Here is a 12,411-nt window from a genome sequence, read left to right as displayed (position 1 = left end):
CAAAGAAAAAATGAGAATCATGGTTGTAAACGCGGCCCCGCGTATGGAGGCCGGTAATACGCAAATGCTCCTCACTCCCTTCCTCGTAGGATGCCGGGGTAAAGGGGCCGAGGTGGACATTGCCCTTCTGGGTCGGAAAAAAATCAACACGTGTATAGGATGTTTCAACTGCTATGCTGAAACTCCCGGAACATGCATACAGTCTGACGACATGGCTGCTCTGATCGAGAGGATACGAGTTGCCGACATGATGATATTGGCCACCCCAATATATCTTGACGGCATGACGGCATTGGCCAAGATTTTCATCGATAGATTGGTCACATTCTTGGACCCGCATTTCACGATTGACGAGCAAGGTGTCGTACACCCCTTGAGATGGGTTTTTCCATCCAAGCTTTTTCTGGTTTCCATATGCGGTTATCCGGGGTTGCACAATTTCGATCCGCTTCTTCTTCATTGTGAAAGGCTTGCCCGAAACCTGCATACCGAGTTTTGCGGCGCGCTATTGCGTCCGGCGGTCTTTTCCCTTCTCCTCGGGAGGAAGTATCCGGATCGCGTTAAGAAGGTTATGGACGCTGTAAGGGCCGCGGGAGAAGAGTTGGTGCAATTCGGGAAAGTTTCGGAATCGACCTTGGATGGGGTGGCCGCTGACATTTGCAGCACCGAAGAACTGGTGGATACCGCCAACGCGTACTGGGATCGAGAACTTGAAGGATCAGGCGATAGACCTTCATGAGAACCGACGAGCCGCGACCGGTCGCGGGCGGCTTCAGGCCACCGAATACCGGCGTGCAACTACACGGACAATATCGAACGGACTCCGGCTACCTACCAAATGTCGTCAAATCCTACCCCCCGCCCTTTAATAACGGAGGCTTAGGGAAGAAATTACTTGCCGTTTGGGCCTCAGCAATAGAATTCGTTACTTCTCTGAAACCTCGCGGGCATAAGCTTTTTTCCGCTTCTCTAACCCCCCGAGTCTTGTCGCTCCTGCTGGTAGCTTGTGTTGTTCTATTCCCTACCTGTTGCTTGGCAGGCGGTTTACTGCACGTTTTTCCTCCGACCTTCAAAGAAGAAGCTTTCCCTGTAGCGAGGCCGATTGTCCTGTCTTCCAAGGCAGCGGTCACGGTTTCCGAGTCAGTGATTGAATACAGGTTCGATCAAACTTTCTTCAATGACAATGAATTCCCGTTGTCCGGCCTGTTCCTGCTGCCACTCCGCAGCGATAAGGTCCTCGGCGGTATCGATGTGAAGGTTGACGGACTCTCTGCGCCGTACGCGGTGAAGTCTCCAGGCGAATTCTTTTCTTCCTTGCAAGAGCTTTCGACAACCATGAAAGACCCTTCGCTGCTGGGACTCGCAGGAAAGAGTATTCTGGAAGTCAGGCCTGTAAATGTAGGAGTACGCAGGTCTGTCTCAGTCAGCATCCAATACCGGCAGCCCCATTCCATGCTAGGCGATGCCTTGGAGTTGGTCGTTCCTATGGACGGCGAACGCTATTCTTTGGCGCCCATCGGAGACTTCGAGGTCATTGTGCGCTTCAAAATGTCACGGACCCTCCGCAACCTGGTATCTCCATCGCATCACATTTCCATTTTTAGGGAAACTCCGGGCAGATGTGTTGTCAGTGCACGAAGTCAGGAACAGAGAGCACGAGAGGATTTTTGTCTGCTTACCACCTTTGGCGGGGACGACCTTGATGTAAAGCTTTTTCCCCACAAGCCCGCCGGCGGCAAAGGGACGTTCATGGCGCTGCTCAATCCGCCGGTTCTGCCGCCCAAGGAGAAGGAGCCCGAGAAAGACGTAGTCTTCCTTATGGACACTTCGGCGAGCATGGGACCGGCAAACTTGCACTGGGCCAAACGCGCCGTGATCCTAGGTTTGTCTCGGCTGAACCCTCTGGACAGGTTTAACGTCGTCATCATTGGGACGCGCAGTTCAAGAATGACCGAGCGGCTCGTCCCGGCGACAAGAGAAAACCTGCTTCAGGCTGTAAAGTTCGTGAATTCCGCTCAGAATGCCGGCGGAACCGATCTGTACAACAGCCTGATGGACGCGTTGGAACAGTTCACTTCTCGCCGCAGGCCGGCGCTGCTGATGCTCGTTGGAGACGGCCATGCAACCATAGGCATCACAAAACCCGACAGTATCATTGAGGCTGCCCGCCGGAACAACAAGACAAAAACCCGAATTTTCGTTCTAGCCGTGGGTGCTAAAGCCGACGCTGCAATGTTGGATAAATTGGCGGTTTCCAGCAAGGGCGGCTCGTTCCGCCTTGATGAGACCCAGGATTTTCATGCCGTGGTGGATCGCTTCTTTGCGGGAATATACCCGCCGCAGGCGGCAGATCTTAGCCTGGAGTTTCAAGACATAGAGGTCGAGGAAATAGATCCGCATCCGCTGCCTGATATATTCGGCCAGGACGGCGTTGCCGTTCTCGGACGTTACTCCGGAGACCGGGATTTGGAAGCGAGAATACGCTTGCGCTGCAAGGTGAAGGGGAAGCCCAAGGTCTTGACGGAGGTCTTCACATTTCCGGCTGTGCAGAAGGCCTATCCTTACGTTCCTTCAATTTGGGCCATGCGTAGAATGGCACGCCTTCTGGAACAAGACCAGATCAAGGGCCCCAAGCCCGAGGTGAGGAAAGAAATCGCCGATCTTGCCAATGAATTCGGCTTCAAAATCCCCGCCACATGGGAAACTGAGGGCCCTGCTCCCGCGACGGCCGGTGAAAAAGACGCGGGAGAGCTGCTGTGGAGGTTCAAAACCTCTTACGTGCCTTCCGACGTGTCTTCGGACCTGTTCAGGAGAGTCAACGACAAGGTGTTTCGTTTGGAAAAGAATGGGTGGGTTGAGACTCGGTATGGTCCTGATGTTCGGGTTCGCTCTGTCGAGTTTCTCAGCGAGGAGTATTTCTCCCTCTTGCGAGCGGAGCCGGACTTGGGTCCATGCCTGGCCCTGGGCCCTGATGTCACCGTGATCACCGCAAAGGGGCCGGTGAGGACTACGTCCAACGGTAGAAACCGTCAACGAAGATAGATTGCCAACGGGTGTTTGTGGCGTGATGCCTTAATGGCTTGTGCCGATTTGCGATTGTAGCAGTTCTCGAAAGTAATCGCGGATTGACTTGTGGGCGTCACGCCAACGCGGGACCGGCTTGTTCGGCAGCGCTACTCCATTCGGAAAAAACTTCGGAGAATCATTATGGGGATTACCCATCATGCCACGATATTCTTGACCTGAAACAGGTTGGGGTGTAATGGATAAAAGTTTAAAGGATCGGAGGGGCTGAGGCACGCGCTCGGCCCCTTAAACGAATGTTCGTCGAAACGGAGAATTTCCGGGGAGAACCTTGTTGTAAAGAGGTTCTCCCCGCATTTTCGCCTACTTGAGCCGCAAACTGGAGGATTTGAAAACATGATACCCGTGTGCGAACCGGTGCTCAACGGCCGTGAGATTAAGTACGTCATGGACGCGATGGAGACCAATTGGATTTCATCGGCCGGCAAGTATATTTCCCTCTTTGAAGAAAAGTTCAGCCAGTACTGTGGTGTTCCCTATGGGGTCGCGTGCAGCAACTGCACGACCGGCCTGCACATGTCATTAGTGGCTATGGGAATTGGCCCCGGCGATGAGGTGATCATTCCGGACTTCACGCTGGTCGTCTCCGCGAACACGGTGATCCTTGCAGGCGCCAAGCCTGTCCTTGTGGACGTGGACCCACGGACGTGGTGCATAGACGCATCTTTGATCGAGGCGAAGATAACCCCTCGCACCAAGGCCATTATGGTGGTTCACATGTACGGGCACCCGTGTGACATGGAAGCCATCATGGACATTGCCGCGCGGCACAATCTGCGCGTCATCGAGGACTGCGCCCAGTCCGTGGGCGCTGAAGTCAATGGCCGCAAGACCGGCAGTTTCGGTGATGCGGCCTGTTTCAGCTTCTACGGTAACAAGATACTTACGAGCGGCGAAGGAGGGATGGTCCTTTGCCGTGACAAAAAACTGGCGGAGACCCTGCAGTTGCTCAGAAATCAGGGATTCCAGGAGCCGCGGTTCGTTCATGAGGTCATGGGGTTCAATTACAGGATGACCAATATTCAGGCGGCCATCGGACTGGCCCAAACGGAGATGGTAGACGAAAAGGTTACACAAAAGCGCTGGATCGGTCAGACATACAATGAGCTGCTTTCAGGGCAGAGCGATCTAGTCCTCCCGTACGAAGAGCCTTGGGCCAAAAACGTTTACTGGATGTACGGAATTGTCGTGCAAGACGGCTTCGGCCTGACCAAGGAAGAGCTTATGAAGACACTCAGAGATAAAGGGGTGGACACGAGAGCTTTCTTCTGCCCCATGTCTCTTCAGCCCGTTTTCAAAGGTAACGACGAGCGCTTCCCTGAAACGTCGGGCGACTACCGCGTCTCCGTAGACCTGTGGAATCGCGGACTATACCTTCCCTCGGGCCTGGGCCTCACCCACAGCCAAATAGAGGAAGTAGTTCAAAAACTTTTGGAGTGCAAAGCTTAGAACAGAAAATGACAGGGGATTTTTTGTTAGGAAAATTCCCTCGCCATTTCTGGCGGCCACCGGAGGTGACATTGTGGAGGGAGATCCTCGGGTCTCTATAGTTCTTGCGACTTACAACGAGCGTGAGAATATTCTAGATACCATCAACAGTATTTTCGAACACGTGAAGGACCCCGTGGAGGTTGTTGTGGTTGACGACGACTCTGCGGATAAGACCTGGAAATTGGTTGGGGATTTGAACGACCAGCGGGTAACCATTATACGAAGGGTGGCCACTCGTGGACTGGCGTCGGCGTTTAATCGGGGCATCATTGAATCCAGAGGTCAAGTAGTCGGATGGATGGATGCGGACATGTGTATGCCGCCTTCCATGCTGCCGGAAATGATAGAGAAGTTGAATGAATACGACATCGTTGTCGGGTCCCGGTACGCGGAGGGAGGCCAGGACGATCGTGCTCCGCTGAGGGTAATCTCCAGCCGACTCATCAACGGCCTTGCCGGATTGGTGCTAGGGTTCGGGATAAAGGACTATGACAGCGGCTTTGTGGTTCTCCGGCGGACCGTATTTGACAAGGTTTCGATAATACCGACCGGATATGGTGCGTACTTTATGGAATTCTTATACACGTGCAGCAAAAAGGGCTTGACCGTCTATGAAATGCCGTATGTATTCCGCGATAGAGCCAAGGGAATATCCAAGTCTGCGCCCAGCATCTTCAAGTTCTTCAAAACCGGGATGCAGTATGTTATCCGCATATTCATAGCCCGCCTGCGGAGGATAGATTGATGCCGCACGAAGTTCAGCCCGCGACCTTTGAACGGAACGACGAAAGAGGGCTATTCCGCGAGATCCTGAACGAAGGACAGTGGGAGGCACTCATCGCAGGGCGAATGAATCCTCAGGCTGTCATCGGCAATCATTACCATAAGAAGACCGTCATCTTCTTTCACATTTCGAACGGAGCGGCCCGCATTAAGACCATTAATGTCGACACCGGCGCCAAAGACGATTTCCTTGTGCAGAGCGGGCAAGGTGTGATCCTCCCCACAAACGAGTCACATGCTATCCGCTTCCTGGAAGAATCCGACTTCCTTATGCTCAAATCCGTGAAGTACGACCCCGCGGATCCGGATACATTCGATTTCCCGGTCGAGGACTGAGCCTGGTGGAAGCACACGAGTACGCCACACTTTTCGAATTTGAATCATCTTACTGGTGGTACCGAAGCCTCCATTCTATTCTTATCGATACTCTAAGGAGCTTGGGTGTCGGCGATCGGGGCAAAGTGCTCGACGCGGGCTGCGGGACCGGACAAAACCTGGTGAATGTCAGCGAACACATCGCTCCCGGAGGGGCCTACGGCTTCGATTTCTCACACGCTGCCGCACCGTTTTGGGCCAAAAGACACCTGTCCGGAGTGTGCCTTGCCTCGATCAATGAAATCCCTTTTCAATCGGATACCTTCGACGCGGCAATGTCCGTGGATGTTCTTGAATGCGACGCGGTCAGTGAAGACAGCGCGTACGGTGAACTTTGGCGAGTCGTCAAGCCCGGTGGATACATCATCCTGGTTGTCCCGGCGTACGACTGGCTGATGTCTCCGGAACATCACAAGGCCGTACATGCCTCTCGACGGTACTCCAGGTCCCGGCTGACGGCTTTACTTCGAAAGCAGCCGGTGGACTTGATCCGCATGACGCACCTGTTCGCGACCTTGCTGCCCGCTGTAGCCGTGTATCGCCTGTTCCTGAAGTACCTGGCCCCGAAGCCTGACGGGCCACCTCGATCCGAACTCAAAGCCATGCACCCGGCCGTGAACGAATTGCTCTCAGGTGTGATGAGTGTGGAACGGAGATTGGTTAGACGGTGGGACCTGCCTTTCGGCAGTTCGATCATGGCAGTGGCTCGAAAGGTTGGATGACAATGGCTGTCAAGGCATGGCAACTGGGCGCGCCCGGGACGGGCATTTATAGGTTCTACGATTGGCTTCGCAGTAGGCTCAATAGCAGGCTGGTGGAATACTTGCTTTCGCGGGGAATTGCAGGTGAAAAGACTCGAGTGCTCGAGGCCGGATCAGGCCCGGCCTTTGCGTCTTCCATCCTGGCCCGGGATAGCAGGGTGGAGTTGAGCATTGCCGCAGACATAGACATAGAAGCCTTGCATGAGGCGCGAAATCGTGATCCCCAGCTTGCGTTGGTGGTGGCGGATCTGCAAAGCCTGCCGTTCAGGAGCGAAAGCGTGGACCTTTGCTGGAACAGCAGCACCATAGAGCATCTAGCCGGCCCTGACGCGGCCATCGCGGAAATGCATAGAGTCACCCGCAGAGGTGGGAAGGTCTTCGTGGGAGTGCCCAATCTCTACGGACCACTGGGATTCCAGCGCTGGATCAGCCAGACCCCGGTCGGCATCTGGATCGGCACGACCTTCAACCGGTCGCAATTACAGGCCATAATGGCCGGCGCGGGGGTTCGGCCTAAACACACCATCTTTTATTTCTTCCGGTTCTTTGTTGGTGTGCTGGGTGAGAAATAGCCCTGTTTGCCCGTCTGTAAAGGGACTGGTAGGGGGTGTACGACACAGGTGAACAGCATTCTTGAGCAGATCTTTTCTAGAAATGGCTACTTTGGCAGCCATTCCCATCTCAATAAATAGAATTAAGATTAGAAATATCTTCCAACTTGCTGGTAATTATGATATATTGTTCATGATGAGTCTGCCGATGCTTCGGGTCAACTGAGAGGAATTATGATGAGGAAATGGATCTGCCGTCTGGTCGTTGCAGCAGCCATAGTAGCAATCATCCCAGCCGCGGCCTGGCCGCGCGGCACCAGGTACTTCATAAACTGGCCCGCAGGCCATGTGGGACCCGTGTACGTTCAGGTCTTTGACATACGCCCCGGCCCGCCATACGAACTACTGGATGAATTCAAGGTCTGGGTAACTTGGGGGAAACAAACCAAGTGCTACGAGATAGGTAACCGAGGGACCTATCTTTTGACCTTCCACAAGTTCGAAAACTGCGAAGGCCCGATGATCATATCCGGCAACGCCGCATCCTTTCGCATAAGATACAGTATTGCTCCCCCTTGGATTTAGGCTCTACTGTGCCCGGCGGGCTTGTACAGGCCTTCGGAATAAGCGACAAAGTTCGTATTGTATCTCTTGTGGGCGCGGGAGGTAAGACCTCCCTCATGTACGCGCTGGCCCGGGACCTAGTCGGCCGTGGGCAAACCGTAGTCAGCACCACAACCACAAAAATCTACCCTCCCCGGGCCGACCAATCATCCCATCTGGTGCTTGCCGACAATGCCGCACAGCTTGCGGAACTGCCTGCGCGACTTGATCATTTCAGACACGTCACGGTTGGAAGATCAATCGATCCGTCAAGCTCCAAACTTCAAGGGGTTTCAGAGGAAATCATAAGCGCGCTGGCCGGTATTTCTCAAAGAGTGCTGGTGGAAGCGGATGGGGCCGCGGGCAGACCGGTCAAAGCCCCCGCTCCGTGGGAACCCGTAATCCCCTCTATCACAAATCTGGTTATCCCGGTTGTAGGCCTGGATTGCCTCGGGCGCAGGGCGGACGAGAAGTGGGTATTCAGGCTCACGCATTTCCTGGCCGTGACCGGGCTGGCCATTGGCGATCCCGTAACCCCCACTTCCATCGGTAAGCTGGTTACCGACCCAAACGGAGGGCTCAAGGGTGTGGCTCCCGGCATGAGCGTCGTCCCTTTTTTGAACAAATTGGACCTGCTGGCCGAGCGAGAACCCGTAATGGAGACGATAAATGCCATTCGACACTACTCGGGGGCTCGAATCCAAAGGGTTGTCGTGGGAACCCTAAAAGGAACCGTTCGGGTGGAGGCCTACGAGTTCTGATACCGGTTCGCTATTATTTTCGTAAAATACGTTTGTGAGCTGTCATTGCAATGACAACAGTCGGGAATGTTGTATTTTTTTTGGCGAATCGGTATTAGTCGCAGGGTGCAGCTCAGTTGGTGCCACAACGCAGAGCTCCAATGTATCCCTCCCAGAAAATGGTCCCGGAACCCTGAACAGCAACTTTACCTATTTCTTGTTACCTTTCATCGCCATGAAAAGTCGTTCGGGGGTTACCGGAAGTTCGTTGATTCGGACTCCTGTGGCATCGTAAATGGCATTGATGATCGCGGGGATAGTCGGCATGATGGCCCCTTCACCCACCTCCTTCGCGCCGTAAGGCCCGTTGGGCTCATTGGATTCCACAATAATGGACTTCACGTTGGGCATGTCCAGAGCGGTGGGGATTTTGTACTCGCCTAGGTTGGCGTTGATAACGCGGCCGCGGGAGTCGAATTTCACCTCTTCAAAGAGCGTCTCTCCCAGACCCATCGACAGAGAGCCCTGCATCTGACCTTCTACTTGGGTCCTATTGATTGCGAGGCCGCAATCGTGCGCGTCCGTCATCTTGTCGATAGTTACCTGGCCTGTTTCCAGGTCCACGGTTACTTCTACCACCTGCGCGGAACAGCCGTACGCGGGGGAAGTCCCGACCGCAGCGCCCTTATAGGAACCGCCCAGCCGTGGAGGCTTGTACTTGCCCGTGCCCACTAGACTGCCTGCTTTCATGAACGCCAAGCGCGCAGCCTCTTTGAACGTCAGGTAATCGCCGCCGGGAGGATCGGTCCACCCGCGATGCTCCTTAATGTAAAGGCTGCGAATTTTGTCAAAGTTTCCGCGGCTGCCGTGGAACATCACGGTTCCATTGCGGAAAGTTATGGCCGACGCGTCACACTCCATTTCTTCGGCTAGGTATTTGGCGATCTGGTCCCGGACCTGTTCGGCAGCTTCCTTGGTGGCATGTCCGGTCATCAAGGTCTGGCGACTTGAATATGCCCCCAGATCCACGCTCAGGTCGGTGTCTCCCGAAGCGACTCGAACATTTTCCAGCGGCACACCCAGAGTCTCGGCAGCTATCATCGCCACCATGGTGTCGGAACCTTGGCCTATCTCCGCAGAGCCGGTAAGCACGTTTACAATGCCGCCGTCTTCACTCATTTTTATGACCACGGTAGAGTGGTACGTGTCAGAACGATATATCGGGTACCCCGCTCCGGATACGAAGAACCCGCAGGCCGCGCCGATACCTTTCCCGCGGGGCAGCTTCCCTTTCTTGTTGTTCCAGTCTGATCCGTCTCTGACCGCTTCGATGCACTCTTTCATCCCGAGGCTGGACATGTCCAGCTCATTTATGGTCATGTCACCAGTCGTCATAATATTCTTCAGGCGCATCTCCACGGGATCCATCCCCAATTTTTCGGCTGTCATGTCCAGCAATTGCTCGAAAGCGGCCCGGTGGGCCACTCCGCCGTGGCCTCTCTGCGCGCCGCAAGCGGGCTTGTTGGTGTACGCCCTGTAACCGTCATACTTCATCGCTTTGAGCTTGTACGGTCCCCCGAGGAGCGAGCCGGCATAATAGACTGTAGCGATGCCGAAACTGGTGTATGCCCCTCCATCCAGGGTCGCTTTGTTGCGCAGAGCAACCATTGTGCCGTCATTCTTCACGCCCAGTGTCATCTCTGCGTAGAACTGGTGTCTCGCTCGACTGTGCAAGAAAACCTGTTCACGAGAATAGTTCCCCTTGACGGGTTTGCCCGTATATCGAGCCAGCAGAGCGGCGCTCATCTCCAATGGCGTCGCTTCGGCCTTGGGGCCGAATCCGCCACCGACGTAGGGTTTTACCACTCGCACGTTGCCCACAGGGATTTGGAGCACCATAGCTACGGTACGCATAACGTAATGCGGAACCTGGGTAGACGTGTGAAGCGTGAGTCTGCCATCGAGATCAAATACGGCCAAGCATGCATGAGGTTCTATGAAAGCCGCGTCTTGTCGTTTGTTGAGGAACGTGTGATTCATCACTAGGTCACATTCGGCAAGAGCCGCTTCCGTGTCCCCGAACTCTTGGTGCACTTCCGCTGTTAGATTGCCCGGAAACTCATCATGAATCTGCGGAGCGCCTTCTTTCATAGCTTCAAACATATCGAAGACCGCGGGAAGTTCCTCGTAATCCACTTTGATGAGACTGACCGCTTCCAGCGCAGTGGCCTGATCCACGGCGGCGACGGCCGCTATTTCATCCCCCACGTATCGGACCTTTTCATGCGCGAAGACCGTTTCATCGTACCGGGCAGGTGAAACCCCGTACTTCACGAGGCCGGCTTCCTTGGCAGTAATAATTGCCTTCACACCGTGCAACTTGCTGGCCTTGGAGGTATCGATATTGAGTATTTTGGCGTGCGCTACGGGGCTCTGTAGGATGGCTGCGTGGAGCATTCCCGGCATGCTGAAGTCATCCGCGTACTTTGCACGGCCTGTGGCTTTGGCCGGAGCGTCGATTCTGGGGGCGGTGCTATTGAGAACTGCGAATTCGCTCATTTCACGGTACCTCCCTTCTCTAACAAGGAGCCGGCAGCGTCCTGGATTGCTTCGACGATCTTCTGATATCCGGTGCACCTGCAAAGATTCCCTGAGATTGCCGTACGGATTTCTAGTTCAGTGGGTTTGGGATTGTCTTCCAGTAGGGCCTTCGCGGCGAGGATCATGCCGGGTGAGCAAAAACCGCACTGAATACCGCCTTTGTCCACAAAGGCTTGTTGAATGGGGTGGAGTTTCCCGTTTTCGGCGAGTCCCTCTATTGTAAGGACCTCTCTCCCCTGCGCTTGGACGGCGAGAACGAGGCAGGAGTTTACCGGCTTTCCGTCAAGAATGACGGTGCAGGCTCCGCAATCCCCAACGCCGCAACCGTGCTTTGTGCCGGTCAATCCCAAATCCTCCCTCAATAACTGCAAGAGAGTCCGGTTTGGCTCCACAACCGCTTCCACCGTCTCCCCATTGACAACTAATTGAACGAAAGTCTTCATAGTCTGCTCTCCCGGAAGTCAAAATCCATTGGTCGCGAAGGGCCAGGCACTTGTGGGTCACGGTTTCCAAGTGCGAGCCTTTTCCAAAGCCATTCCCAAGGCCCTTTTGGTAAGGACCTCGATCATCATACAGCGATATTCCATAGTTCCCCGGTGATCAGTAATCGGACTGCACATGCCCACGCCCACTTCGCCGGCTTTCTGGAACAATTCTTCGGACGGCTTCTCGCCGATAAGCAATTGTTCGGCTGCGAATGCCCGTACCGGGGTCGGAGCAACCGCGCCAAGGGCTATTCGTACATTCGTTATGGGACCATCCGGTGATTCAAGGGTGAGCCAGGTGGCAACGTTGACCATGGAGATTTCCAGGGACTTACGCTGCCCGAGCTTAATGTAGGCTCCACCGCTCCAGGGGGGTGGAGTTTCTATGTCGATGGCCATTAAAAGCTCATGCGGCTCAATCACCGTCTCCCCCGGCCCGCGAAAAAAGTCGCACACCGGGATGTCCCTTTCGCCGGCGCTACTTTTCAGTCGCAGCGTCGCATTGAGGACCATGCAGGGAGGTGGAAAATCCGCGGCGGGGCGTGCATTGACAAGATTCCCTCCAATGGTGGCCCTATTGCGAATCATCGGCGCTCCAAGCCTGCCCGCGGCAACGGCCAGCGGACCGAACCTGTCCATAACGAGTTCGTGCCGCGACAGTGCAGTCGCAGTTACGCCGCCTCCCACCGTGATCCCGTGTCGGTCTCTAGGAATGATCTGATCCAGCCCTGGAACCCGAGCTATAGAAATGAGATGGGTGGGTTTGTCTACCTTGAGCTTCATCCTCACGAGGACATCGGTGCCTCCCGCGAGCAGTTTCGCATTGCCGCCGAACTCGGAAAGAAGGTGCAAGGCCTCTTCGAGGGTCGGGGGTTCGTGGTAATTAAATTGCGGCAGCAGCATACTTCTTGCCTCCCGTTATTATGGTTAGAAGCGA

General features: G+C 54.7%; 12 protein-coding genes. 9 read left to right on the top strand and 3 right to left on the bottom strand.

Going from position 1 to position 12,411, the window contains the following annotated elements; genetic code table 11:
• Positions 1-10: 10 nt before the first annotated feature.
• From HY913_21295 to yqeC, 9 genes are all read left to right on the top strand, one after another.
• Positions 11-739, top strand: coding sequence for a flavodoxin family protein (locus HY913_21295; GenBank protein MBI4965827.1), 729 nt, complete (start codon positions 11-13; stop codon positions 737-739).
• Entirely contained in the window at positions 736-3,042 is a 2,307-nt protein-coding gene (locus HY913_21290; protein ID MBI4965826.1) for a VWA domain-containing protein, read from the top strand. The genes HY913_21295 and HY913_21290 overlap by 4 nt, the downstream gene beginning before the upstream one ends.
• A gap of 378 nt (positions 3,043-3,420) precedes the next feature.
• Positions 3,421-4,533 (top strand): DegT/DnrJ/EryC1/StrS family aminotransferase, encoded by a 1,113-nt coding sequence (locus tag HY913_21285; GenBank protein MBI4965825.1) that lies wholly within the window; start codon positions 3,421-3,423, stop codon positions 4,531-4,533.
• Between the two features lie 73 nt (positions 4,534-4,606).
• Complete coding sequence (locus tag HY913_21280; GenBank protein MBI4965824.1) at positions 4,607-5,320, top strand: glycosyltransferase; 714 nt, start codon at positions 4,607-4,609, stop codon at positions 5,318-5,320.
• Entirely contained in the window at positions 5,320-5,694 is a 375-nt protein-coding gene (locus tag HY913_21275) for a hypothetical protein (GenBank protein MBI4965823.1), read from the top strand. The genes HY913_21280 and HY913_21275 overlap by 1 nt, the downstream gene beginning before the upstream one ends.
• Before the next feature lie 5 nt (positions 5,695-5,699).
• Entirely contained in the window at positions 5,700-6,455 is a 756-nt protein-coding gene (locus HY913_21270; GenBank protein ID MBI4965822.1) for a methyltransferase domain-containing protein, read from the top strand.
• A 2-nt stretch (positions 6,456-6,457) separates the two neighbouring features.
• Positions 6,458-7,066: a class I SAM-dependent methyltransferase gene (locus HY913_21265; GenBank protein ID MBI4965821.1), complete on the top strand. Its 609-nt coding sequence runs from the start codon at positions 6,458-6,460 to the stop codon at positions 7,064-7,066.
• Positions 7,067-7,279: 213 nt separating this feature from the next.
• Positions 7,280-7,630: a hypothetical protein gene (locus HY913_21260; protein ID MBI4965820.1), complete on the top strand. Its 351-nt coding sequence runs from the start codon at positions 7,280-7,282 to the stop codon at positions 7,628-7,630.
• Entirely contained in the window at positions 7,621-8,409 is a 789-nt protein-coding gene (gene yqeC / locus HY913_21255; protein MBI4965819.1) for a putative selenium-dependent hydroxylase accessory protein YqeC, read from the top strand. Before HY913_21260 ends, yqeC begins: the two co-directional genes overlap by 10 nt.
• A 189-nt stretch (positions 8,410-8,598) precedes the next feature.
• On the opposite strand, the gene HY913_21250 is transcribed toward yqeC, so the two are convergent.
• Genes HY913_21250 through HY913_21240 form a run of 3 tightly spaced genes read right to left on the bottom strand, consistent with a single transcriptional unit; the run spans position 8,599 to position 12,377 of the window.
• Positions 8,599-10,947, bottom strand: coding sequence for a molybdopterin-dependent oxidoreductase (locus HY913_21250; protein ID MBI4965818.1), 2,349 nt, complete (start codon positions 10,945-10,947; stop codon positions 8,599-8,601).
• Positions 10,944-11,432 carry a (2Fe-2S)-binding protein gene (locus HY913_21245; protein ID MBI4965817.1) on the bottom strand — a complete coding sequence of 163 codons (489 nt, stop codon included), beginning with the start codon at positions 11,430-11,432 and terminating at the stop codon, positions 10,944-10,946. Before HY913_21245 ends, HY913_21250 begins: the two co-directional genes overlap by 4 nt.
• A gap of 57 nt (positions 11,433-11,489) precedes the next feature.
• Positions 11,490-12,377, bottom strand: coding sequence for a xanthine dehydrogenase family protein subunit M (locus HY913_21240; GenBank protein ID MBI4965816.1), 888 nt, complete (start codon positions 12,375-12,377; stop codon positions 11,490-11,492).
• Between the last annotated feature and the right edge of the window lie 34 nt (positions 12,378-12,411).

Source organism: Desulfomonile tiedjei (assembly GCA_016212925.1).
Taxonomy (GTDB): Bacteria; Desulfobacterota; Desulfomonilia; order Desulfomonilales; family Desulfomonilaceae; genus JACRDF01.
The sequence above is the reverse complement of the archived record's forward strand: the minus strand, read 5'-3'. Positions and strand labels throughout refer to the sequence as shown.